This window comes from Pseudomonas bubulae (genome assembly GCF_900618535.1).
Lineage (GTDB): Bacteria > Pseudomonadota > Gammaproteobacteria > Pseudomonadales > Pseudomonadaceae > Aquipseudomonas > Aquipseudomonas bubulae.
The window spans coordinates 618918-641553 of record NZ_UYJA01000002.1 but is presented as its reverse complement, the minus strand read 5'-3'; the positions used below and the strand labels follow the sequence as shown (position 1 = coordinate 641553).

The following is a 22636-nucleotide window of genomic DNA, read 5'->3' as shown; positions in this document are numbered from 1 at the left end:
AAAAACGCCACAGTGGCGACTGTGGCGTTTCTCTACGGCATATTGCCACTACGTGAAGACGGGTTACTGAGCTACACACTCCGGGCTCTTCACAGCGGTGCAAATAAATGCGCCGGCTTGGTGCGCAGGTTTAATTTTGCGCCCTTTCCTGGACCATCACCCAAGGTGAAACCACCACTGCCCATAGCTGAGGGTCGCGCTCAAGAACGTCTAGCGCCTGCGCCTCAGTCATCCTGCCAAGCAGCCCGGATGCCATCCAGGCCGCGACTTTCTCTGCATCATCCTGAGTCACGGCCTGCGCCGCCTCGATCAAGTCCAGAGCGGGTTCGACCCACAGCAAATCCCCTTTGGCGAAGAAGGGTTGCAACGCTTTCCATTCAATTGTTGAGGTCTCGCCAAGCAGCTTGGCATAGAGGGTGCTAGGTTCTTGATTCATGGGTTTCACCGGGGAAAAAAATCGGCGTCATGATAACGCCGCATACCCGGTAGAAAAACCCGGCTTTACAGGTAATAAAACGTGGCAAGAGCTGAGGGCCAAGGTCAAACCGGTTGATATGGCAACATTCAGATAACTATCAACCGATGAATCCGCCGCCATTTTGTCTTTTTCTTACGTTTAAGCGACATTCTCTGTTTTTTCCCTCGCCAGCACGCTATTCAAGCGCTGAAGCGGCGCTCTACACTGTACCGGTACAGTTGCAAGGGGAATTGACCGGGAATTTCGCTACAAGAAGACCCGGTCCGGCTGCCTTGGCTTCCAGGACTATAAAAATTACAACAGAAGAGTGGAGCACCAATAAAGATGGCTACGAAGCAGATTACTAAACTGTTTGCCGCTATGGTTTTGGCCGGGTTCGCCAGCCATTCATTTGCCGCAGACACCATCAAGATCGGTATTGCCGGCCCTAAAACCGGGCCTCTGACTCAGTACGGCGACATGCAGTTTGCTGGCGCAAAAATGGCCATCGAACAAATCAACGCCAAGGGCGGCGTTGATGGCAAAAAACTAGAAGCGGTTGACTACGATGACGCCTGCGACCCGAAACAAGCGGTTGCCGTTGCCAACAAAGTGGTCAATGACGGTATCAAGTACGTAGTCGGTCACCTGTGCTCCAGCTCCACCCAGCCTGCTTCGGACATTTACGAAGACGAAGGCATCATCATGATTACCCCGGCCGCCACCGGCCCGGAAATCACCGCTCGTGGCTACAAGATGATCTTCCGCACCATCGGTCTGGACAGCGCCCAGGGCCCTGCCGCCGGTAACTACATCGCGGATCACGTCAAGCCCAAGGTCGTTGCGGTATTGCACGACAAACAACAATACGGTGAAGGCATCGCCAGCGCCGTTAAAAAGACCCTCGAAGACAAAGGCATCAAGGTTGCTGTCTTTGAAGGCGTCAACGCCGGTGAAAAAGACTATTCCTCGGTCATCGCCAAGCTCAAGCAAGCCAACGTCGACTTCGTCTACTACGGCGGCTACCACCCTGAGTTGGGTCTGATCCTGCGCCAGGCCAAAGAAAAAGGCCTGAACGCCAAGTTCATGGGCCCTGAAGGTGTGGGCAACGAGTCCATCTCGCAAATCGCCCAGGGCGCTTCCGAAGGCCTGCTGGTCACCCTGCCAAAAGCGTTTGACGCCGATCCGGAAAACAAGGCACTGGTTGATGCTTTCGCTGCCAAGAAGCAGGACCCAACCGGCCCATTCGTGTTCCCGGCCTACGCCGCAGTTGAAGTGATTGCCGGCGGTATCGAGCAGGCGAAAAGCGAAGACCCGGCCAAAGTCGCTGAAGCCATCCACAAAGGTACGTTCAAAACGCCTACCGGTAACCTGAAGTTTGACGCCAAGGGTGACGTGGAAGACTTCAAGTTCGTGGTCTACGAATGGCACTTCGGCAAGCCAAAAACTGAAGTAAGCCCTCAGTAAGGGTCGGTTCCTGACCTGAAAACCAAGCCCACTGCTCAAGCGGTGGGTTTTGTTTTACAGGCCCGCGGTTCATGGAAATGGGGCCGCGCTTTCGTGATCCGAAAGCCTGCCCACCTGAAAATCTTTAAAACCGTCACCAGCGGTTCGCTGGCAGAAGACCTGTGCTCCAAGTGGGTGAAAACCCATACGGCCCGGGCCGGAAAATGACTCCACCAGTGAAATGCGTCTCAGGTTTTTAGGAGCTTTGTAATGCCTGACATCTATCACTTCTTCCAAATGCTGGTTAACGGCCTCAACGTTGGCAGCACCTATGCCCTGATCGCCATCGGCTATACGATGGTTTACGGCATTATTGGAATGATCAACTTCGCCCATGGCGAGGTGTACATGATTGGTTCCTATATTGCGTTTATCGCCATCGCCGGCCTGACCATGATGGGTCTGGACAGCGTACCGCTACTGCTGACTGCCGCGTTTATCGCCAGCATCGTGGTCACCAGCGCCTACGGCTACAGCATTGAACGGGTTGCTTACCGTCCATTGCGTGGCAGTAACCGCCTGATCCCGCTGATTTCGGCCATCGGCATGTCGATCTTCCTGCAAAACACCGTGCTACTGGCACAAGACTCCAAAGACAAATCGATCCCCAACCTGATCCCCGGCGGCTTCACCTTTGGCCCTGGAGGTGCCAGCGAAGTTATCGTCTCCTACATGCAGATCGTGGTTTTCGTTGTCACTTTCCTCGCCATGCTCGGCCTGACCCTGTTTATCTCACGCTCCCGCATGGGTCGTGCCTGCCGCGCCTGCGCTGAAGACATGAAGATGGCCAACCTGTTGGGTATCAACACCAACAACGTTATTGCGCTGACCTTCGTGATCGGTGCTGCCCTGGCCGCTGTTGCTGCGGTGCTGATCAGCGTGCAATACGGCGTGATCAACCCCAACGCGGGTTTCCTGGTAGGTCTCAAAGCCTTTACCGCAGCGGTACTGGGTGGCATTGGCAGCATTCCTGGCGCGATGCTCGGTGGCCTGGTGCTGGGTGTGGCTGAAGCCTTCGGTGCCGATATTTTCGGCGACCAGTACAAAGACGTTGTGGCTTTTGGCTTGCTGGTACTGGTGCTGCTGTTCCGTCCGACCGGCATTCTGGGGCGTCCGGAGATTGAAAAAGTATGACTAGGAATCTTAAGTCGGCGCTCTTCAGCGCCCTGTTGGTCTGGGCCGTCGCCTACCCGGTACTCGGCCTGAAACTGACTATCGTCGGGATCAACATCGAAGTTCACAACACCAGCACCTTTACCCTGAGCGTGATCGCGATCTGCTCCTTGCTGATGTTTGTGCGCGTGTTGTTCAACCAGCAACTGACCACAGCCTGGAGAAACTCCCCCAGCCTGCCGAAAGTGCCCACCAAGGCCACCAACTTCCTGACCCTGCCCAGCACTCAACGCTGGATCATTCTCGGTCTGGTCGTTGTGGCATTGATCTGGCCGTTCTACGGTTCTCGTGGTGCAGTGGATATCGCCACACTGATCCTGATCTATGTGATGCTCGGCCTGGGCCTGAACATCGTGGTAGGCCTGGCTGGCCTGCTTGACCTCGGTTATGTCGGCTTTTATGCCGTAGGCGCCTATACCTATGCCCTGCTCGCGCATTACTTCGGGCTGAGCTTCTGGATCTGCCTGCCTTTGGCCGGATTGATGGCGGCTACCTTTGGCTTCCTGCTGGGTTTCCCAGTGTTGCGCTTGCGCGGAGACTATCTGGCCATCGTGACGCTGGGCTTCGGTGAAATCATCCGCCTGTTCCTGCGTAACCTGACGGACATCACCGGCGGGCCGAACGGTATCAGCAACATCCCGAAACCAACGTTGTTCGGCCTGAGCTTCGACAGAACCGCCGCCGAGGGCATGCAAACCTTTCACGAGTACTTCGGCATCGCCTACAACTCGATCAACAAGGTGATTTTCCTCTACCTGATCGCGCTGGTGCTGGTACTGCTGGTGTTGTTCGTCATTAACCGCCTGCTGCGCATGCCGATCGGCCGCGCTTGGGAAGCACTGCGTGAAGACGAAATCGCCTGCCGTGCACTGGGCCTGAATCCGACCGTGATCAAGCTGTCGGCCTTCACCCTGGGCGCTACGTTTGCGGGTTTTGCTGGCAGTTTCTTTGCCGCACGTCAGGGCCTGGTAACGCCTGAGTCGTTCACCTTCCTTGAGTCGGCGATCATCCTGGCCATCGTGGTACTGGGCGGCATGGGCTCGCAACTGGGTGTCATCCTGGCCGCCGTGGTCATGATCCTGCTGCCCGAAATGATGCGTGAGTTCAGCGAATACCGCATGTTGCTGTTCGGAGCCCTGATGGTGCTGATGATGATCTGGCGTCCACAAGGTCTGCTGCCTATGCAACGTCCTCACCTGGAGCTGCGAAAATGAGCCGCGAGTTACTGAAAGTCAGCGGCCTGAGCATGCGCTTTGGCGGCCTGTTGGCGGTAAACGGCGTAGCCTTGACCGTCAAGGAAAAACAGGTGGTGTCGATGATCGGCCCTAACGGTGCCGGCAAGACCACCGTATTCAACTGCCTGACCGGTTTTTACAAACCGTCTGCGGGCAGCATCGTCCTCGATGGCGAGTCGATCGAAGGCCTGCCGGGTCATGAGATCGCGCGCAAAGGCGTGGTCCGCACTTTCCAGAACGTGCGCCTGTTCAAGGACATGACCGCGGTTGAGAACCTGCTGATTGCCCAGCATCGCCACCTCAACACCAACTTCCTGTCGGGCCTGTTCAAGACCCCGTCATTTCGCAAAAGCGAACGTGATGCCATGGACTACGCCGCGTACTGGCTCGACAAGGTCAACCTGACCGAGTTCGCCAACCGCCCGGCGGGCACCCTGGCCTACGGGCAGCAGCGACGCCTGGAAATCGCCCGTTGCATGATGACGCGCCCGCGCATCCTGATGCTCGACGAACCGGCTGCAGGTCTGAACCCCAAGGAAACCGAAGACCTCAAGGCGCTGATCAGCGTATTGCGCAATGAGCACAACGCCACCGTGCTGTTGATCGAGCACGACATGAAACTGGTCATGAGCATTTCCGACCATATCGTGGTGATCAACCAGGGCACGCCTTTGGCTGACGGGACGCCGGAACAGATCCGTGACAACCCTGAAGTGATCAAAGCCTATTTGGGGGAAGCGTAAAATGCTGCAATTCGAAAACGTTTCGACCTTTTACGGCAAGATCCAGGCCCTGCACAGCGTCAATGTAGAGGTGCGCCAGGGTGAGATTGTGACCCTGATCGGCGCCAACGGTGCCGGCAAGTCGACCCTGATGATGACCCTGTGCGGCTCGCCTCAGGCTCATAGCGGCAGCATTCGCTACCTGGGTGAAGAACTGGTGGGGTTGAGCTCGGCCCAGATCATGCGCAAAAGCATCGCCGTTGTACCTGAAGGGCGTCGGGTATTTGCTCGTTTGACCGTGGAAGAAAACCTGGCCATGGGCGGGTTCTTTACCGAAAAACGGGAATACGAGGAGCAAATGGACAAGGTTCTGCACCTGTTCCCGCGCTTGAAGGAACGCTTTACCCAACGCGGTGGCACCATGTCCGGTGGCGAACAGCAAATGCTTGCCATTGGCCGTGCGTTGATGAGCAAACCCAAGCTGTTGTTGCTTGATGAGCCATCACTGGGGTTGGCACCGATCATCATTCAGCAGATTTTCGATATCATCGAACAGCTGCGCAATGAGGGTGTAACGGTGTTTCTGGTGGAGCAGAACGCCAACCAGGCACTGAAAATTGCTGACCGTGCCTATGTGCTGGAAAACGGCCGGGTGGTGATGCAAGGCACTGGCGAGCAATTGCTCAACGATCCGAAAGTGCGTGACGCCTACCTGGGCGGCTAAACCTGCCTGCGACACACAACGGCCCTTCGGGGCCGTTTCTTGTTAAACGACGCATAAGCTGTCGAAACTCTGTTGTATATCTAGCCCTATTGTGGGAGCGAGCCTGCTCGCGAAGGTCGTTCGCGAGCAGGCTCGTTCCCACAGGTTTACGTTTTTCCTGTAGCCGCTGACGAGGAGCAAAGGCTGCGATCGGCTACATAAAAATAATTCAGATCAGTTGTAACAACGCCCCCCCTTGCCTCTCTAGTTGGGTAACCCGGCAGCAATCGCTACCGGAATTTCTGGAGAGTCACCATGAAAAACCAAACCACCCGCACCTTGTCTGCCGCAGCCCTGGCTCTTGCTCTGGGGTCGGCTCTGAGTATTGCCGCCCTGCCCGCTCAGGCTGCCGACGACATGGAGAAGTGCTTCGGGGTTGCCATGAAAGGGCATAACGATTGCGCCGCCGGCGCTGGCACTACCTGTGCTGGCTCCGCCAAAACCGATCATCAGGCCAATGCCTGGAAACTCGTCCCAAAAGGGACCTGCGAAAAAACCGCCAGCAACACCTCACCAACCGGCTTTGGCCAACTGGCTGCCTACAAAGGCAAGTCCTGATCCGCGCCGCCGAGTGTTGATAATGCACAGCCCGCTTGCTTCGCTTATCGCGCCTCGTGCGCCCCGGCTCCCGCCTCGTGCGGGGCTGGGGCTCAAGGCCGAGCACTTTGTGGATGTACTTGCGAGCCGCCCAGACATCGGGTTCTTTGAAGTGCATGCCGAGAACTTCATGGTAGCTGGCGGCCCTTTCCACCATTACCTGGGCTTGATCCGCGAACATTACCCGCTGTCAATTCATGGCGTTGGCCTGTCGATTGGCGGCGAAAGCCCGCTCAATACCGAACACTTGCGCCGCCTGAGCCTATTGCTCGAGCGTTACCAGCCGCAGATGTTTTCCGAACATCTGGCATGGTCCTGCCACGGGCCATTATTCCTCAATGATCTGCTGCCTTTGCGCTATGACACCGCCACGCTGCACCGGGTATGCGCGCATATGGACCAGGCACAGGATGTGTTGAAGCGCCAGATACTGCTGGAAAACCCCGCGACCTATATCGAGTTCGACGAGGCCCAATTCGACGAAGCCGGTTTTATTCAGGAAGTCATAAGCCGTACCGGCTGTGGCCTTTTGCTGGATGTAAACAATGTGTATGTGTCATGCATCAACCACGCCCGCGATCCTGTTGTCTATCTCGATGCCTTGCCCCTTCAGGCCGTAGGTGAGGTTCATCTGGCGGGTTTTGCTGAAGAAGCAGACAGCCTGGGTCAACGCTTGCTGATCGATAACCACGGCGCACCTGTCGATCAAGCGGTATGGGCGCTGTACCAGCAAGTACTGGACCGAATTGGCCCGATGGCCACCCTGATCGAACGCGACAATCATCTGCCCCCTCTCACCGAACTGCTTCAGGAAGCCCGCTTGGCTGACCGCTACCTGTTCAGCGCACAGGTGCAGCCATGAAACTACAAGATACATTCAGTGCAGCATTGCTCAATCCACACACGCCCGCCCCCACAGGCATTGCCTGCTACAACGGCGACCTTGACCGCCGTTTCGCGGTATATCGCAACAATGTGCAAAGCGGACTGATCAACGCGCTGGCCACCAGCTATCCCGTTGTTGCGCAATTGGTGGGTGAGGCCTTTTTTCAGGCCATGGCGCAGATATTTATTCAAAAACACCCACCCGACAGCCCGGTCATGAGCGCCTATGGCAGCCAGTTCGCCGGTTTTATCAATGCCTTTGCACCCGCCAGAAGCGTGCCCTACCTGGCGGACGTGGCTCGCCTTGAGCGTTTGTGTGTGCAGGCCTTTCACGCCGCAGACGTGTGCGCCGTAAACCCCGGGCTGCTGGCTCAGGCGCTCAACAGCCCCGAGGGGCTGCCCCATTTACACCTGCAACTGCACCCCGGTGTCGCATCGCTGCATTCACCCTACGCCATCGCGTCCTTGTGGGCGGCGCACCAACGCCAGGGACAGATACAGGGACTGGACACGCGCCAACCACAAAGCGTCCTGGTAATACGCAATGAATTGCGCGTGGAGGTATTCACGGTCAGCTCAGGGTGCGCAGTATTTGTGCACTTGCTCAAAGCGGGGAATGCCCTGGGGTTGGCCGCGGCCCATGCCCTGGAAGCCGACCCAGACTTTAACCTGGGCCAGGCCCTGGCACTGTTGATTAGCAATAACACCATCACCGGCTTACAACCCGCCCTCGAGGCCTCGCCATGAATACTCAAACAATAAGCCCCGGCCTGCTACAGCGCTGGATCGGAGGCGCAATCGGGCTGTTGCACTGCATACCCGACACACTGATCGCCTTTGTCGCACGCTTTTCCATTGCGGCGGTGTTCTGGAAATCAGGCCAGACCAAGGTTGAAGGTTTGGCAATCGATCTGGTTGAAGGCACCTTTCAACTCGGTATGCCGCATCTGTCTGACTCTGCGCTGTACTTGTTCAGTACGGAATACAAAGTCCCGCTACTCTCCCCCGAGGTGGCTGCTCACGCTGCCGCCTTCAGCGAGCATGTTTTCCCGGTGCTGATCCTGCTGGGCTTGGCCACCCGGTTCTCGGCGCTGGCACTGCTGGCCATGAGCATGACCATCCAGCTGTTCGTATACCCTGATGCCTACCCGACTCACGGCACCTGGATCGCGGTCTTGTTGTACTTGATGGCCAAGGGCCCGGGTGCGCTGTCGATTGATCATCTGATTGCACAGCGTTTTCGTTAAAGCAGGTCAATGGCCTCACCATTACTCTGGAACCAGCCCACCAGGAAATCCGCCAATACCTGAGTACGCCTGGGCAAACCGCCTTGATAAGGGTGAACCAGATACATGGGGTTGCTGCGCGTTTGATAGTCACGCAACAAGCCGCGCAGGCGCCCATCAGCCAACTCGCAGCCAAGCATGTACGAGGGCAAGCGGGCGATGCCGGCACCGATCACGGCCGCTTTTTTCAGCAGACTGTAGTGATTGCTGGCAAACGACCCCGAGACCCGCACTCGTTGCAGTTCATGCTGGCGGTGGTAGTGCCACTCCTCGCGACCGCTGTAGTGGCTGTTAAGCAGACAGCGGTGCTCGACCAGTTCTTGCGGCGTAACCGGCTCGCCGTATTGCTCAAGATAGGCAGGGCTGGCGCAGGTGATCTCGTGCCAGTTAAGCACCTGCTTGGCCACCAGCCGTTCATGGCTGGCAACCTGCGAGCGTATCGCCAGATCAAACCCTTCCCGCACCATATCGCGATAGCTGTTGTTGAGCTCCAGCTCGATCTGCACCTGCGGGTATTCGCGGGAAAACTCCAGCAACAGCGAATCAAAGAAGGTCTCGCCCAAGGATACGGGCACGGTCATGCGTACCGGGCCTGCAACATCATCCTTTAGCCGGGCAAGTGCCTGACGTGCCCGCTCCACTTGCACCACCAGCGCCTGGGCTTGTGGCAGTAGCGCCGCGCCAGCCGCCGTAAGGCTCAAGCGCCGGGTGGTGCGATGCAGCAACACCACCGAAAACTGCGCCTCAAGCTGGCTGATACGCTTGGACAGCTGCCCCTTGCTGCAGCCCAGTTGCTGGGCGGCCAAGGTAAAACTGCCAGCGTCGATCAAGACCGCGAACGCAGCCAGATCATCCATTTCACTCATGGATTGTTTCCATATGAAAACCAAAGGTTGCCTATTAGTGCGCTTATCCCACTTAAAAAGCACCACTAGACTGAGCACTCACGTCATCCACAAAGGCACACAACATGAAAATCCTTTTGATCGGCGCTCACGGCACCATCGGTTCTGCCATTCGCCGCGAGTTGTCACCGCGCCATGAGATCGTAGAAATTGGTCGAAAAAGCGGGGATTATCAGGTCGATATCAGCGACAGTGAATCAATCCGCCAACTCTTCGCGCAAACCGGGCGCTTCGATGCGCTGATCTGTGCCGCCGGTAACGTCACGTTCGCCGCACTGGCTGACATGAGCGAAAGCGACTTCGCCCTCGGTTTGCAGGACAAGTTGATGGGCCAGGTCAATCTGCTGCTGATTGGCCGCGAGTTTGCCAACGACGGGGCCTCGTTCACCTTCACCAGCGGCGTTATCAACCGCGAGCCGATCCGTACCGGCAGTTCGGCGGCGCTGGTCAACGCGGCACTTGACGGTTTTGTAAAAGCAGCCGCCATTGAGTTGCCACGGGGCCTGCGGGTCAACTCGGTGAGCCCTACGGTCCTGGAAGAAGCGATGGACAAATACGCCCCGTACTTTCGCGGCTTCAAGCCTGTATCGGGCGCCGATGTGGCCCTGGCTTACGCCAAAAGCGTGGAAGGCTTGCAAACCGGGCAGACATTCACCGTAGGTTGAATCACTTGTGATGCATCGCGAGGCTGAGTAACGTGGCGACACCCTTCAGGAGTGCCCATGATGCGTTTTGCCCGTTCCTTAGCTTTGTTCGCCTTGCTGCCCGTGTTTGCCGGTTGCCAGATGTTCAGCAGCAAACCTGCCGACACCACCGCAGGTCAAACCCGCCTGCAGGGCGAGCTGGTATCGGCCAATGGTCAATTGGTGTTTCAACCCTGCGTCGGCCAACAGCGCTATGTAGTTCGTGACAGCGCCGACACCACGCTGGTGCAGGACGCGACCTACATGCCCAATAAACCGGGCAAGTTGTTCGCCGATATCCGCGGCCGTTTTAGCGCCAGCACAACAGCCGGTACAGACGGTGAAGTCGAGCTGCAGCAACTCTACCGCCTGGAGCGCAGCAACAGCGCCTGCCAGGATCCCAACTTCAAGCAGGTGACCGTGCACGCCAACGGCAATGGCCCGGCCTGGGAAGTGCAAGCCGGGGGCAAGGGCATGGTGCTCAAGCGCGAAGGCCAGCCCGACCTGGCGCTGCCCTACGTTGAAGAACAGGTCGGCGATGGCCGCTTCTCCCTGTCCACCGAGGCCAACAATCAGCGCATCGAGCTGTGGGTGGCCCCACAACGCTGCACCGACAGTGCCAATGGCAGCGTGCAACATCTGAGCGCCGAGCTACGGATCAACGGTCAGGTCCAGCGCGGCTGCGGCTATTTTGGTGGCGCCCGTAACGACTAACCGATAACTGTTGCCGCATATTGCCCCGAAGCAGCTTACAATTAGCGGTTCTGCCAGGGTTTACCTGGCCCCCGATACTGGACACTGTCAATGTTACGAATCACCGAACTCAAGCTGCCGATCGACCATCCCGATGAAGACCTGCGCCCTGCCATCCTGCAGCGCCTGGGCATCGAAAGTGATGACCTGGTCGATTTCACCTTGTTCAAGCGCAGCTACGATGCGCGTAAAAAATCGTCCGAACTGTGCTTCATCTACACCATCGATGTGAGTGTGCGCGATGAAGCGCCGCTGCTGCTCAAGTTCGCCGACGATCGTAACGTCAATCCAGCGCCGGACGTCAGTTACAAGGTCGTCGGCCAGGCACCCCAGGATTTGACCGAGCGTCCGATTGTGGTCGGCTTCGGCCCCTGCGGTATTTTCGCCGGGCTGCTGCTGGCACAAATGGGTTTCAAGCCGATCATTCTTGAACGTGGTACCGAAGTGCGCCAGCGCACCAAGGACACCTGGGGCCTGTGGCGTAAAAACGTACTCAACCCCGAGTCCAATGTGCAGTTTGGCGAAGGCGGTGCCGGTACGTTCTCGGACGGCAAGCTCTACAGCCAGATCAAGGACCCGAAACACCACGGCCGCAAGGTGCTGCACGAGTTCGTCAAGGCCGGCGCGCCGGACGAGATCCTCTATGTCAGCAAGCCGCATATCGGTACGTTCCGCCTGACCGGTGTGGTCGAAAATATGCGCCAGCAGATCATCGCGCTGGGCGGCGAAGTGCGTTTTCAACAACGCGTGACTGATGTGCTGATCGACAACGGTCAACTGACCGGTGTGATCCTGGCAGATGGCGAGCAACTGAATGCTCGCCACGTGATCATGGCGCTGGGCCATAGCGCCCGGGACACCTTCCGCATGCTCCACGATCGTGGCGTGTATATGGAAGCCAAGCCGTTCTCGGTAGGTTTCCGTATCGAGCACCCGCAGTCGCTGATCGACAGTGCGCGCCTGGGCAAGTATGCCGGCCACCCGAAGCTGGGCGCTGCCGATTACAAACTGGTGCACCACGCCAAAAACGGTCGCTCGGTGTACAGCTTCTGCATGTGCCCGGGTGGCACCGTGGTTGCGGCAACCAGCGAACCGGGCCGTGTTGTGACCAACGGCATGAGCCAGTATTCGCGTAACGAACGCAATGCCAACTCGGGCATCGTGGTCGGCATTACGCCTGAAGACTACCCGGGTGGTCCGTTGGCTGGCATCGAGCTGCAAGAACGTCTCGAATCCCACGCCTATGTGCTGGGCGGCAGCAACTACGAAGCCCCGGCGCAACTGGTGGGTGACTTTATTGCGGGCAAACCGTCCACGGCCCTGGGCAGCGTCGAGCCATCCTATAAGCCGGGTGTGTCTTTGGGTGACTTGGCCCTGGCCCTGCCGGACTTCGCCATTGAAGCCATCCGTGAAGCACTGCCGGCGTTCGAGAAGCAGATCAAGGGCTTCTCGATGCATGATGCCATTCTCACCGGCATCGAAACCCGTACCTCGTCGCCGCTGCGCATGACCCGTGATGCGTCGATGCAGAGCCTTAACGTCAAGGGCTTGTTCCCGGCAGGCGAAGGCGCTGGCTACGCTGGCGGGATTCTGTCGGCAGGTGTCGACGGTATCCGTATTGCCGAAGCTGTAGCGCGCGACATTCTGGGTATCGAAGCCTAGGTTTTGACTCGGTAGGGGCTGCAGCCCTGACATGTAGGAGCGGGCTTGCTCGCGATGCATTCACCACGGTTTGCCAGGCAGACCGTAGCGCCTGTATCGAGAGCAAGCCCGCTCCCACACAGCCACCGCCTTCTCCTTCTTCAGGCGGGATCCTTGCTGAAAAACCAGCAAAGCGGGTCTATTTCCTACAGCCTTCACAGGCACAAATCAGACTCAATTTGACACACAACTGCTAGGCTCTTGAGCGGTGTGTGAGCACGCCGTTGCTTATAACAAAAAAGAATATAGTTTTTGTTTTAACCACTAACCCCACAGGTTAGGGTGTCGCACCTTATTACCTAATTGATGGAGAGCGACCTTGCCTCTGCGTAGCACTTTCACTCGGTTCTTTCAGTTGGAAGCTGCCAGCGGTCTGCTGTTGATTGCCGCGGCCGCTCTGGCTCTGATCGTCAATAACTCACCGCTTTCCCATTACTACACGGCCTTCCTGGACGTGCCGGTAGCGGTGCAAATCGGCGCCCTGCAAATTGCCAAACCGTCGCTGCTGTGGATCAACGATGGCCTGATGGCCTTGTTTTTTCTGCTGATCGGCCTTGAGGTCAAACGCGAACTGCTCGAAGGCCAGCTGTCCAAGCCCTCACAGGTGGTGCTGCCCGGCGCGGCGGCAATCGGCGGCATGGTGGTACCGGCGCTGATCTACTGGTTCATCAACAAGGATTACCCGGACGCTCTCGGCGGTTGGGCCATCCCCATGGCCACCGACATCGCCTTTGCCCTCGGTGTGCTGGCCCTGCTCGGCAAGCGTGTACCGGTGTCGCTGAAGCTGTTCCTGATGACCCTGGCGATCATCGATGACCTGGGGGCAATCATCGTGATTGCGGTGTTCTACTCCAGCGAGTTGTCGGGTGTGTCCCTGCTGCTGGCGGCGGCATGCCTGATCGCGCTGATTGCCATGAACCGCATGGGAGTGATCAAGGTCGCACCTTATATGATCGTCGGCCTGATCCTCTGGGTGTGCGTACTCAAAAGCGGTGTGCATGCCACATTGGCAGGTGTAACGCTGGCATTCTGTATTCCGCTGCGCACCAAAAACTCAGAAACTTCACCGCTGATGAGCATCGAGCATGCCCTGCATCCCTGGGTGGCTTACGCGATTCTGCCGTTGTTTGCCTTCGCCAATGCGGGTGTATCACTGGCGGGTGTCAGCCTGCACAGTTTTGTCAGCCATGTGCCTATGGGCATTGCCGCAGGCTTGCTGATTGGCAAAACCCTTGGCGTGTTCGGCCTGACCTGGATCGCCATCAAGACCGGCATGGCCGCGCTGCCGGCAGGCGCCAACTGGGGCCAGGTGTTTGGCGTGGCCATCCTGTGCGGCATCGGCTTCACCATGAGTCTGTTTGTGGGCTCACTGGCGTTCGTTGCAGGCAGCGATTATGTAGGCATGGACCGTATGGGCATCCTTACCGGCTCGATCCTCGCAGCACTGATCGGCTATGGTGTTACGCTGTTCTTTAGCCGTAAACAGCCGGTGGCGTAACCCTGATGTTGCTCACTCAGGCTGGCTCTCACAGAGACACAGCCCGCCTGAGTGAACAACCAAAAGAGAGAAACGTGGTCGATAAAATGCAGATTGTGCAATACGCCGGCATCACCGTGATGTTCCCGGCAGCGCTGGTGATTGCTGCCTGGTTATGGCTGGGCGCATCCAGAAAAATCGCTTTGCTGTGGTTGGGCGTGCTGGTGACTGCCTACCTGGTGGTGGGCGTCAGCAAGATCCTGTTCAAGGGCTGGGGCGTTGGCCTGCATGACCTGGGCATTGCCGTATTCAGCGGCCACGCCATGAATGCTTGCCTGGTCTTCACTGTGTTGCTCAACCTGCTGTGCCAACAGCTTGATCAGCGCTTGCGCTGGCCTGCACTCGGGGTCGGGTTGCTGGCGACCTGGTGGTTCGCCATCAATTACGTCGCCCTCACCATCCACCCTTTGCCGGAAGCCATCGCCGGAGCGCTGATAGGCTCTGTCGCCGCCTGCGTATTTGTGTTCAGCCTCAGGCAGTACAACGTCAGTCAGGTCCCTCGACCTGCCCTGACACTGGGGCTGGCGGTGGTGATGGCCTTCAGCTGTATGCCCAAGTACACGGCAGAACGCTTGCTGGACCATATCGCCATAACGCTGTCTGGGGCCGAGCAGGCATTCAAGCACTCGTCCTGAGCTGCTTTACAGCCATAAAAAACCCCGGCCAGTTAGCACTGGCCGGGGTTTTGTTTTTACGCTGTCGCCTGTTTTACTGGGTAACGCGGCTGGTACCGTCAACGGTCATGATGCGCACGCGCTCACCGGTACGGAATACCTGGTTAGGCTCAACCTGCTGAACATAAGCACGGGTGCTGCCGTCGTCTTCACGCACGGTGATTTCCACACCCTGGGTCTTGGTCAGGCCCGACTCGGCTGCCGAGCCCAGCAAACCACCGGCCACGGCGCCGATCACTGCGGTGACGATGCTGCCACGACCGCCACCGATGGCGCTGCCGCCTACACCACCCACGATAGCGCCAGTCGCAGCGCCGATCGGGGTCTTGGTGCCTTCAATTTGCACAGGACGCAGGGCAACGATGGTGCCCATACGAACGGTCTGTACACGTCGGGCTTCGTCGCGCGAGTAGGTGTCGCCGGTCAAGCTCGATGTGCAGCCGCCCAACAAAACAGTCATGGTAGAGAATGCTGCAACCAACAGAACGGACTTACGCATGGGATCAACTCCAAAATAACAGGGATTCATTAAACTCCGCAGCCGGTAACCTGTCACGGCACAGGGCGGATAAAAGGGCTTTATTCAGCGTCTGTACAGTAACAATAGCGCTGTTTGCCCACACAAGACTTCGCAAAGAGTAGCGCGAAATAGCCGGTTTGCATTGCGCGCCTTGCTGTAGAGGGTGCCTTCAGGGTGCCAGGCGCTCACGCACCCAGTCTGCCCCCTCACGCCGATAGTTGAGGCGATCGTGCAGGCGACTCGGGCGCCCCTGCCAGAACTCGATGCGCTCGGGCAGCAAGCGATAACCGCCCCAGTGCTCGGGGCAATGGGGCTGGCTGTCACTGAAGCGCGCCTCGGTGGCTTTGAGCAGCTCGACCAGTTCATCGCGATCAGCAATCACCTGGCTTTGCGGCGAGGCCCAGGCCCCGATCCGGCTGCCCAGCGGGCGAACCTGATAGTAGGCATCGGACTCTTGCGCAGTGACCTTGACCACCTGACCCTCGATGCGTACCTGACGCTCAAGGGTTGGCCAGAAAAAGGTCATGGCCGCGAACGGGCGCTCGGCCAACTGCTGGCCCTTGGCACTGGTGTAGTTGGTGAAAAAGGTAAAACCCTGTTCATCCAGCCCCTTGAGCAACAACACCCGACAATGCGGCCGCCCGCGGGCGTCCACCGTGGCCAGGGTCATGGCATTGGCCTCGACCGGTGGCTGCTCGGTTTTCACCGCATCGCCGAACCACTGATGAAACAGCGCGAAAGGCTCGGCCGGGGCCTGAGCCTCGGCCAGCCCGTCACGGGTGTAGTCACGTCGCATATCCGCCAGTGCTTGAGTCATGCCCCCATCCTTCCTTGAATCAGTCAGTTCTTGGCCTGATCGTTGGCGGCAACTTTCTTGTCCGCAACAGCTTTGGCTTTAGCGACAACCGGCTTTTTTGCTGGCGCTGGCTTGGCCGCTTTTTTGGCCGGTGCAGCCTTTTTGGCTACGACGCCTTTCTTGGCCGGTGCTGCATTCTTTTTGGCCACAGAAGGAGCAACAGCTGGCTGAACCGCAACCAGCTCGGCCGAGGTGAGGACTGGCTGGCTGTATTTGCTGACCAGGGCAACCATGGTGGCTTGCGGGGTCATCAGGATTTCAACCCGACGGTTCAGGGCGCGACCTTCGTTGCTGTCGTTGGCTGCGCGAGGCATCACCGAACCCATGCCACGCAAGGTCAGGCGGTTACCTTGCAAACCGCTCATACGGAAGATCGCTGCCACCGATTTGGCACGGTCCAGGCTCAGACGGGTATTGGCCGCCATTGCGCCCGAAGAGTCGGCATGCCCCAGCACCAGCACGGCGGTTTTTGGGTCGCCTTCAACCACTTTGGCCACTCGGGTAAACGGGCCAAGCATGGACGGCATCAGCAAGTCCGGGCGGGTGGCCTTGAACGAACTGTCAGCTGAAGCCACGATAATCAGCAGATTCTCGCGACGCTCCAGTTGCAGGTTGGTGTCCTTGATTGCAGTACGCAGACGAGGCTCATATTCGTCCAGCCAGGCCTGGGTAATTTTCGGATCCGGCATCGGGATCACGCCAACCGGCGAAGTTTTGGCGTCTTTGGCATCGCTATCAAACGGCCACCACCAGTTTTTCGAAGAGGCTGCTGCAGAGGCAGGCGCGGCGGTGACGGCTACTTTTTTGTCCTTTTCAACCGGGGTGTCTTTTTTCGCCGAGTCAGAGCCAAAAGGCCACCAGCTGGAACCGCTGTCTTTGGCTGCGACCGCTGGGGCGGTGGCAGTTTTGGTTACCGGTGGCGTTGTTTTGCTGTCTGCTGGCTTGGCCGCAACAGTTGCAGTTTTATCCGCAGGAGTCGACGCCTGGTCGGACGAGCCCAACTGCCACCATTTGTGGCCACCTTCGGCGTCATTCTGTGGAGTTTGTGCGCAACCGGTAATAGCCAGGCAAAGAGCCAGAGCGAGGGTCTTATTAGATGACATTGAATATCCACACAATGAATTAAGAATTAAAGAGGCACTAAGCCCACTATAAAAAACGTATTGAAAACAGAAAAGCTACCGAGTTCCGACCTGTGGCCTACAAATCCTGCTTACAGGCACTCAGCCAGTACTCTAACCAGTTTTTGCGCCCTGGGATCCATCAATATATTGGGCCCTAGGGTATTGGTCACAAATCCAAAGGCCACCTCGCGATCCGGGTCGGCAAAGCCGGTCGACCCCCCAGCCCCGGGATGACCGAAAGCTTTTGGCCCAAGGCCAAACGTCGCGTTGGGTACGGTTGGCTGATCCAGCATGCACCCCAGCCCAAAACGGGTTTGCGTGCGCAAGGTTTTATCCTCGCCGACGCTGTGCTCGCGGGTCAGTTGCTCCAGCATTTCGGCTTCAAGCAGGCTGCCGTCCAGCAAACCGCTATAAAAACCGGCCAGGCTACGGGCATTACCATGCCCATTGGCCGCTGGCTGCTCCATTCGGCGCCATTCGGGTTTGTTGGTACTTGTCATAATAGACGGTGGATTGGTGAATGCCCGCGTACTCATGGATGAAGGCTCATTCATCATGGCCTTCAACAGGCGCTGCGCAGCCGCATCCCCCATATTGCCCTTGCTGCGGGCAACATGAGCCACCCGGTAAAACTCTTCGTCACCCAGCCCGACATGGAAGTCCAGCCCCAGCGGCCTGGCCGTCCGCGCCATGATTGACTGGCCCGCACTGCGGCCATCGGCGCGGCGAATCAGCTCGCCCACCAGCCAGCCATAGGTGATCGCGGCATAGCCGTGCCCTTCGCCCGGCGTCCACCAGGGGGTTTCGGCGGCCAGTGCATCGACCATGGTTTGCCATTCATACAGCGCCTCGGCCGGCATCAATTCGCGCAAGGCCGGCAAACCCGCGCGATGGCTCAGGAGCTGACGCAACGTGATGGACTCTTTGCCGGCAGCAGCGAACTCGGGCCAATAGCGGGCCACTGGCACATCCAGCTCCAGCTTGCCCTCTTCGACCAGTTGCAACGCCGTGACAGCGGTAAAAGGTTTAGTGCACGAAAACAGATTGGCAATGGTGTCTGTGTGCCACGGCTGCTCGCCGTCCTTGTCAGCGGTACCGGCCCACAGGTCGAGAACGGTTTCGCCACCGATCTGGATGCACAACGCCGCGCCGCGCTCTTGCGGATCATTGAAAAGATCGGCAAACGCCTCGCGTACTGCTTCGAAGTTAAGGTCGTGAAAACCCTGAATCTGCACCCGGACCTCCTGGATCAAGCATGGCTCTACAAGGCGTGCATTGTTCCAGCACCAGTAAGATTTTGAAACAGAGCAAAGCGCTCTGAGCACACAATTTTTGTGCGCTGTTGAGTCGGCGGGCAAAGTATCAACAAGGGCGTGTTTTTTTTGTGAAAAAAGGCAAAACACCCATGGCAAAAATCTCGTAGCAGCTGACTCGCGGAGCGAGGCTGCGTCCGGCGGCGCAGCCGTCGTAAAACCTGACTTGCGGGTATAACTGACATACCGCAGGGTCTGATTTCGCGACGGCTTTGCCGCCGAACGCAGCCTCGTTCCTTCGGCAGCTGCTACTTAGGGTGTGTCTACAGCGCGGCGTAGACCAAAGGCGCAAGCTTCTGCACCCGCGGGTCCATCAGCACATGGCTGCCCATGGTGGTGGTGACAAAGCCGAAGCTCACCTCCCGCTCAGGGTCGGCAAAGGAGATTGGCCCGCCCAGCCCCACATGCCCGAATGCCTTTGGCCCCATCCGATGGGAGGCTCCCGGGTCCGCCGGCTGCTCCATCATGCAACCCAGGCCGTAACGCATGGGCCGCAGCAGCGTGCGGTCCATATCGTTACTGTGCTCGCGGGTGAACTCTGCGAGCAGCTCAGGCCCCACCAGGCGCCCGCCCAGCAGCGCACTGTAAAACCCGGCCAGGCCATGGGCGGTACCGTGGGCATTTACGCCGGGATGGCGATAGGCCCACCAGCGCGGGTCAGCCGTTTGCCGTGATCCCATGGCGGGATTGGTAAATGCAAGGGTCGCGACATGCTCAGGCTCACTGACCATCACGGCACGCAAGTCCTGGGCGTAGTTATCACCCGTTCGCCCTTCAGCGCGCTCGAAAAAGGCAATGCGGTGAAAGTGCTCGGCATCAACGCCCATATGAACTTCAAGGTCGTTGGGCTCGCAGATTCGCTCGTGGATAAAGGTACAGGGGTCGCGACCATCGGCCCGTCGAACCAGCTCGCCAAGGATCCAGCCATAGGTGGTGGCGCCATAACCGACACTGGTTCCCGGTTCCCACCACAAGGGTTCTGCCGCGACGACTTCGGCCATTGCATCCCAGTCGTACATAATGGGCGTGCGGCTGGGCAAACGCAGCGCCGGGATACCTGAGGTATGGCACAACACCTGGCGCAAGGTGATGCGCTCCTTGCCGCCCTGGGAAAACTCCGGCCAATAGTGGGCAACCGTCTGATCCAGCTCGAGCTTGCCCTCTTCCACCAGCATCAGTGCCGCGATGGCGGTGAAGGGTTTGATACAACAATAGGTGTTGACCAATGTGTCGTGGTTCCAGGGCTGCTCGCCCTCCAGATCCGCCACACCCGCCCATAAGTCGACAACGGTTTCGCCGCCCACCTGCACACAAACACCGGCTCCTCGCTCCTGAGGATCATCGAAGATCGCCTCAAAGGCTTCCTGAACGGCTTCGAACCCACTTGCACACTTCCCTTTCGCTTCCATTTCGAAGTCTCCATTCAGTTGGAATGCAAGACCTTAGTTTTAAAGTGGGAATTGAAAAGGAAGAAACCCCTACTGGGCGACGAAATACATCGCCGCCCATCGGGCAGGGAAAATCAGTGCCCCTTGCCCGAGTGCCCACCTGCATGCCCCGCGCCAGAGCGCCCGCCGCTGCCATCATCGGTTGCATGCACAGGCGCCTTGACGGCTTTTTCGGCTTCGGCCTGGGCCTTGGCGGCCTCCTGGCCCAACTGGCCAAGGGCCTGCAGATTGGCCTTGCGCACGCTGTCGACAAAACCGGTAAACGGCAAATCGGTGATACCGATCATGCCAAAGTGGCCGTTTTCGCCGTCGAGCAACCGGCCTGTGACCGGCTGGTCCAGGTACTGGAACCAGTGCACGCCAACAATCGACGGTTCTGCCACCGCCTGTTTGAGGAACTTGCTGTAAGCCGGGCCACGGGCTTCTTCGTTGGCCACTTCAGTGACGCCGCCCCAGAACGGGCCACGGTCACGGGAGCCGAAGTTGAACTCGGTGATCATTACCGGCTTGTCCAGTTCGCGCAGTTTGCCGAAGTCATAGCCGTCTTGCGGTTGCAGGGTGTAGAAGTTGAAGCTCAGTACATCGCAGTATTTGGCACAGGACGCCACGGCCTCTGGCGTACTGACGGCAAACCGTCCGCCGAGCAGCAAGTGGTTTGGAGCATGCCATTTGAGCGAGTCGGAAATGGTCTTGAAGTAGGTGTCAGCAAAGACTTTCTGGAAATACTGATAATCCGCCTCGATTTGCGGGTGCTCGGCGTTGGGCAAAGGCCCTTCAAAACCCGGGTCCTCCATCAGCTCCCAGGCCGGAATTTCAATACCCCAGGCCTTGGAAAGACCCTGCTGGTTGCGGTATTTGTCACGCAGCTGCTTGAGGAAGGCCCGCTTGGCGGGTACATCCGTGGTCATGCGCAAAGTGCCCAGGGCCAATGCATAACGGGATTTCGGGTCATTACCCGGACCGGCCCAGGCCAGTTCGTTGTCGGCAAAGTAACCGATCAACCAGGGATCATCGCGATGATCGCGAGCGGCAATGGCCACGGCGCGCTCGGTGGCCATGGCAAAGCGCGGGTCAAACGGGTCGGGCATGCCGCCCCACCAGTCGGTGCCGGTACTGATGCTGGTGTAGTCCCCCACAATCGACAGCGGCAGGGTGTAGGGCACGCGATCGTTGAGGCCCAGTTCGGGGTCGCTCCAGTTGCCGATGGTGTTGAAGCCCCAGGCTTGCAGGCGATCCAGGGTGCGGGCCTGCCAACGCTTGGCATCGAAGGCTGGAGGTGCACAAGGGCTCACCGGTGCGCTATCCGGTTCAGTTTTAGCCGTTACGCAAGGTTCACCGTAGATACGCTGCAGGTTGGCGGCATAAAAGTTGTACCAGCGCCCGGCGTCAAAGCCCCTGCCCTGGGTCGAGGCGTTGCCGCTATTGTTGTTCGCCTTGCCGTAAAAACTGGCCAGAGGAGTGCCATCATGGGGCAAATCGGTAAACATCCACTCACGGCCGGCAACATAGGTCTGGCTGTCGTTGGCCGTTACGGCATTTAGGCCCAGCGAGTAAAACGGGTGACCTTCAGGGGTGATCAGGTTCCAGCGGCCATTGCGCTTTTCTGTGCGGAAAAACCCGGTCGCCTCAAACCCCGCGCCCTTCAGCCAGCCGCCGTACTTGTCCTGATCGGCACGCCCGGCCAGCCAGCCTTTGAGTTGCTGCTGTTCTTTTGCGGCGGCGGCCTTGAGCTGTTCGTCATTGGCAACACGCTCCGGCCATTTGGCGCGGGTCGACTGGCCGTAGCCGTCGACGATCGCGCCGTACACGGCCTTGATTACGCCTGTGCCGTCCTGCACGCCGAAGCGCTCCAGCAGAATGCTCTGCGCGACGTTCGGTTGCGCAATCGACAGACTTACCGACACCACCTGGCTCAGATCGATTTCACCCTGGCTACTGGCCAGCAGAATGCGCTGGCCATCCAGCGTCATCGGCATCGGTGGGCCGGCGCGCATGCCCTGGCTGTGTGGAGAATTGGCTTTTAGCGGCAACAACAGGGTTTGCGCCGGGCCGGCAGGCAGGTCGACACGGCTGGTCAGGGTTTTGCCGTTGCTGCTTTGCACGGTCACGTCCAGCGTAAGTGCCCAGTTCATGGCGTTCTGGATGCGCAGGGTCATCATCCCCGACTGCGACCAGTCCCATACCCCGGTTTGCGGAGTCAAACGCAGGCTGGGCGCGACGGCCGGGTTGAAGGTGACGCGGCGCAGCACTTCGCCTTCGGCTGTTTGCTCCGCATTGTATTGCGGCAAGATCGCATCCGTAGTCGCCACTTGCACCACATCGGCAGGGCGAACGAAATTGAACAGGGTTTGTTGGCCAGCAGGCGCCGCCAACAGCGGAGTCGTGACCAGCAACGCAAAAACAGCAGACAGCGAACGGCGAATCATATGGATCTGGTTCTCCCAAACGGCCGAAAATCGGCCTGTGAGGTGGTGAAAGTCAAAGCATAGACAGCAAAG

22 protein-coding genes are annotated in these 22636 nt (G+C 58.4%); 14 read left to right on the top strand and 8 right to left on the bottom strand.

Translation table 11 applies throughout. The annotated features are described in order from the left end of the window. Window positions 1-130: 130 nt before the first annotated feature. Window positions 131-436 carry a DUF2288 domain-containing protein gene (locus PPTH39_RS09655; RefSeq protein ID WP_095002996.1) on the bottom strand — a complete coding sequence of 102 codons (306 nt, stop codon included), beginning with the start codon at window positions 434-436 and terminating at the stop codon, window positions 131-133. 360 nt (window positions 437-796) lie between these two features. Between PPTH39_RS09655 and PPTH39_RS09650 the strand changes: the two genes are divergently transcribed. The 9 genes from PPTH39_RS09650 to PPTH39_RS09610 all read left to right on the top strand — a co-directional run bounded on the left by PPTH39_RS09650 (window position 797) and on the right by PPTH39_RS09610 (window position 8585). After that, window positions 797-1924: a branched-chain amino acid ABC transporter substrate-binding protein gene (locus tag PPTH39_RS09650; protein WP_095002995.1), complete on the top strand. Its 1128-nt coding sequence runs from the start codon at window positions 797-799 to the stop codon at window positions 1922-1924. Window positions 1925-2173: 249 nt separating this feature from the next. After that, entirely contained in the window at window positions 2174-3097 is a 924-nt protein-coding gene (livH, locus tag PPTH39_RS09645) for a high-affinity branched-chain amino acid ABC transporter permease LivH (RefSeq protein WP_016779736.1), read from the top strand. Next, window positions 3094-4350 (top strand): high-affinity branched-chain amino acid ABC transporter permease LivM, encoded by a 1257-nt coding sequence (locus PPTH39_RS09640; RefSeq protein ID WP_095002994.1) that lies wholly within the window; start codon window positions 3094-3096, stop codon window positions 4348-4350. Before livH ends, PPTH39_RS09640 begins: the two co-directional genes overlap by 4 nt. Then, on the top strand, window positions 4347-5114 hold the full coding sequence (gene livG / locus PPTH39_RS09635; RefSeq protein WP_095002993.1) for a high-affinity branched-chain amino acid ABC transporter ATP-binding protein LivG: 768 nt from the start codon (window positions 4347-4349) through the stop codon (window positions 5112-5114). Before PPTH39_RS09640 ends, livG begins: the two co-directional genes overlap by 4 nt. A gap of 1 nt (window position 5115) precedes the next feature. Then, window positions 5116-5817 carry an ABC transporter ATP-binding protein gene (locus tag PPTH39_RS09630; RefSeq protein WP_095002992.1) on the top strand — a complete coding sequence of 234 codons (702 nt, stop codon included), beginning with the start codon at window positions 5116-5118 and terminating at the stop codon, window positions 5815-5817. Between the two features lie 294 nt (window positions 5818-6111). Then, on the top strand, window positions 6112-6414 hold the full coding sequence (locus tag PPTH39_RS09625; RefSeq protein WP_095002991.1) for a BufA1 family periplasmic bufferin-type metallophore: 303 nt from the start codon (window positions 6112-6114) through the stop codon (window positions 6412-6414). Between the two features lie 22 nt (window positions 6415-6436). Further along, a complete protein-coding gene (gene bufB, locus PPTH39_RS09620; RefSeq protein WP_130871913.1) occupies window positions 6437-7315 on the top strand; it encodes an MNIO family bufferin maturase in 879 nt (292 codons plus the stop codon). Next, window positions 7312-8085, top strand: a complete 774-nt coding sequence (locus tag PPTH39_RS09615) for an HvfC/BufC N-terminal domain-containing protein (protein WP_130871912.1) — start codon at window positions 7312-7314, stop codon at window positions 8083-8085. The genes bufB and PPTH39_RS09615 overlap by 4 nt, the downstream gene beginning before the upstream one ends. Continuing rightward, entirely contained in the window at window positions 8082-8585 is a 504-nt protein-coding gene (locus PPTH39_RS09610) for a DoxX family protein (protein WP_095002988.1), read from the top strand. Before PPTH39_RS09615 ends, PPTH39_RS09610 begins: the two co-directional genes overlap by 4 nt. On the opposite strand, the gene PPTH39_RS09605 is transcribed toward PPTH39_RS09610, so the two are convergent. Beyond that, window positions 8582-9490: a LysR family transcriptional regulator gene (locus tag PPTH39_RS09605; protein ID WP_095002987.1), complete on the bottom strand. Its 909-nt coding sequence runs from the start codon at window positions 9488-9490 to the stop codon at window positions 8582-8584. The genes PPTH39_RS09610 and PPTH39_RS09605 overlap by 4 nt on opposite strands. A 104-nt stretch (window positions 9491-9594) precedes the next feature. Between PPTH39_RS09605 and PPTH39_RS09600 the strand changes: the two genes are divergently transcribed. The 5 genes from PPTH39_RS09600 to PPTH39_RS09580 all read left to right on the top strand — a co-directional run bounded on the left by PPTH39_RS09600 (window position 9595) and on the right by PPTH39_RS09580 (window position 14838). Further along, entirely contained in the window at window positions 9595-10194 is a 600-nt protein-coding gene (locus PPTH39_RS09600) for a short chain dehydrogenase (protein WP_095002986.1), read from the top strand. 60 nt (window positions 10195-10254) lie between these two features. After that, complete coding sequence (locus PPTH39_RS09595; RefSeq protein ID WP_170943756.1) at window positions 10255-10926, top strand: COG3650 family protein; 672 nt, start codon at window positions 10255-10257, stop codon at window positions 10924-10926. Window positions 10927-11016: 90 nt separating this feature from the next. Beyond that, window positions 11017-12627, top strand: coding sequence for an NAD(P)/FAD-dependent oxidoreductase (locus PPTH39_RS09590; RefSeq protein ID WP_095002984.1), 1611 nt, complete (start codon window positions 11017-11019; stop codon window positions 12625-12627). Window positions 12628-12985: 358 nt separating this feature from the next. Continuing rightward, window positions 12986-14164, top strand: coding sequence for a Na+/H+ antiporter NhaA (gene nhaA / locus PPTH39_RS09585; RefSeq protein WP_095002983.1), 1179 nt, complete (start codon window positions 12986-12988; stop codon window positions 14162-14164). Window positions 14165-14238: 74 nt separating this feature from the next. After that, a complete protein-coding gene (locus PPTH39_RS09580; RefSeq protein ID WP_130871911.1) occupies window positions 14239-14838 on the top strand; it encodes a hypothetical protein in 600 nt (199 codons plus the stop codon). Between the two features lie 73 nt (window positions 14839-14911). Here PPTH39_RS09580 and PPTH39_RS09575 read toward each other — a convergent pair whose 3' ends face one another. The 6 genes from PPTH39_RS09575 to PPTH39_RS09550 form a co-directional block, all read right to left on the bottom strand. Beyond that, the gene (locus PPTH39_RS09575; RefSeq protein WP_095002981.1) at window positions 14912-15376 is read right to left on the bottom strand and encodes an outer membrane lipoprotein; all 465 of its coding nucleotides are present in this window, start codon (window positions 15374-15376) and stop codon (window positions 14912-14914) included. Between the two features lie 190 nt (window positions 15377-15566). Next, window positions 15567-16214 (bottom strand): pyridoxamine 5'-phosphate oxidase, encoded by a 648-nt coding sequence (pdxH, locus tag PPTH39_RS09570; RefSeq protein WP_095002980.1) that lies wholly within the window; start codon window positions 16212-16214, stop codon window positions 15567-15569. Window positions 16215-16237: 23 nt separating this feature from the next. Next, a complete protein-coding gene (locus PPTH39_RS09565; protein WP_130871910.1) occupies window positions 16238-17356 on the bottom strand; it encodes an OmpA family protein in 1119 nt (372 codons plus the stop codon). Between the two features lie 110 nt (window positions 17357-17466). Next, window positions 17467-18612, bottom strand: a complete 1146-nt coding sequence (locus tag PPTH39_RS09560; protein WP_095002978.1) for a serine hydrolase domain-containing protein — start codon at window positions 18610-18612, stop codon at window positions 17467-17469. 341 nt (window positions 18613-18953) lie between these two features. Then, on the bottom strand, window positions 18954-20099 hold the full coding sequence (locus PPTH39_RS09555; protein ID WP_095002977.1) for a serine hydrolase domain-containing protein: 1146 nt from the start codon (window positions 20097-20099) through the stop codon (window positions 18954-18956). Window positions 20100-20212: 113 nt separating this feature from the next. After that, window positions 20213-22564 carry a beta-galactosidase gene (locus PPTH39_RS09550; RefSeq protein ID WP_130871909.1) on the bottom strand — a complete coding sequence of 784 codons (2352 nt, stop codon included), beginning with the start codon at window positions 22562-22564 and terminating at the stop codon, window positions 20213-20215. Window positions 22565-22636: the final 72 nt, after the last annotated feature.

Excerpts from the sequence above, each read along its gene's own strand:
- PPTH39_RS09590 (WP_095002984.1), top strand. The coding sequence starts at position 11,017 with ATGTTACGAATCACCGAACTCAAGCTGCCGATCGACCATCCCGATGAA.
- pdxH (WP_095002980.1), bottom strand. The coding sequence starts at position 16,214 with ATGACTCAAGCACTGGCGGATATGCGACGTGACTACACCCGTGACGGG.
- livG (WP_095002993.1), top strand. The coding sequence starts at position 4,347 with ATGAGCCGCGAGTTACTGAAAGTCAGCGGCCTGAGCATGCGCTTTGGC.
- PPTH39_RS09600 (WP_095002986.1), top strand. The coding sequence starts at position 9,595 with ATGAAAATCCTTTTGATCGGCGCTCACGGCACCATCGGTTCTGCCATT.
- PPTH39_RS09575 (WP_095002981.1), bottom strand. The coding sequence starts at position 15,376 with ATGCGTAAGTCCGTTCTGTTGGTTGCAGCATTCTCTACCATGACTGTT.
- PPTH39_RS09565 (WP_130871910.1), bottom strand. The coding sequence starts at position 17,356 with ATGTCATCTAATAAGACCCTCGCTCTGGCTCTTTGCCTGGCTATTACC.
- PPTH39_RS09610 (WP_095002988.1), top strand. The coding sequence starts at position 8,082 with ATGAATACTCAAACAATAAGCCCCGGCCTGCTACAGCGCTGGATCGGA.
- PPTH39_RS09655 (WP_095002996.1), bottom strand. The coding sequence starts at position 436 with ATGAATCAAGAACCTAGCACCCTCTATGCCAAGCTGCTTGGCGAGACC.
- PPTH39_RS09555 (WP_095002977.1), bottom strand. The coding sequence starts at position 20,099 with ATGGAAGCGAAAGGGAAGTGTGCAAGTGGGTTCGAAGCCGTTCAGGAA.
- PPTH39_RS09630 (WP_095002992.1), top strand. The coding sequence starts at position 5,116 with ATGCTGCAATTCGAAAACGTTTCGACCTTTTACGGCAAGATCCAGGCC.
- PPTH39_RS09550 (WP_130871909.1), bottom strand. The coding sequence starts at position 22,564 with ATGATTCGCCGTTCGCTGTCTGCTGTTTTTGCGTTGCTGGTCACGACT.
- PPTH39_RS09595 (WP_170943756.1), top strand. The coding sequence starts at position 10,255 with ATGCGTTTTGCCCGTTCCTTAGCTTTGTTCGCCTTGCTGCCCGTGTTT.
- livH (WP_016779736.1), top strand. The coding sequence starts at position 2,174 with ATGCCTGACATCTATCACTTCTTCCAAATGCTGGTTAACGGCCTCAAC.
- PPTH39_RS09605 (WP_095002987.1), bottom strand. The coding sequence starts at position 9,490 with ATGAGTGAAATGGATGATCTGGCTGCGTTCGCGGTCTTGATCGACGCT.
- bufB (WP_130871913.1), top strand. The coding sequence starts at position 6,437 with ATGCACAGCCCGCTTGCTTCGCTTATCGCGCCTCGTGCGCCCCGGCTC.
- PPTH39_RS09640 (WP_095002994.1), top strand. The coding sequence starts at position 3,094 with ATGACTAGGAATCTTAAGTCGGCGCTCTTCAGCGCCCTGTTGGTCTGG.
- PPTH39_RS09625 (WP_095002991.1), top strand. The coding sequence starts at position 6,112 with ATGAAAAACCAAACCACCCGCACCTTGTCTGCCGCAGCCCTGGCTCTT.
- PPTH39_RS09615 (WP_130871912.1), top strand. The coding sequence starts at position 7,312 with ATGAAACTACAAGATACATTCAGTGCAGCATTGCTCAATCCACACACG.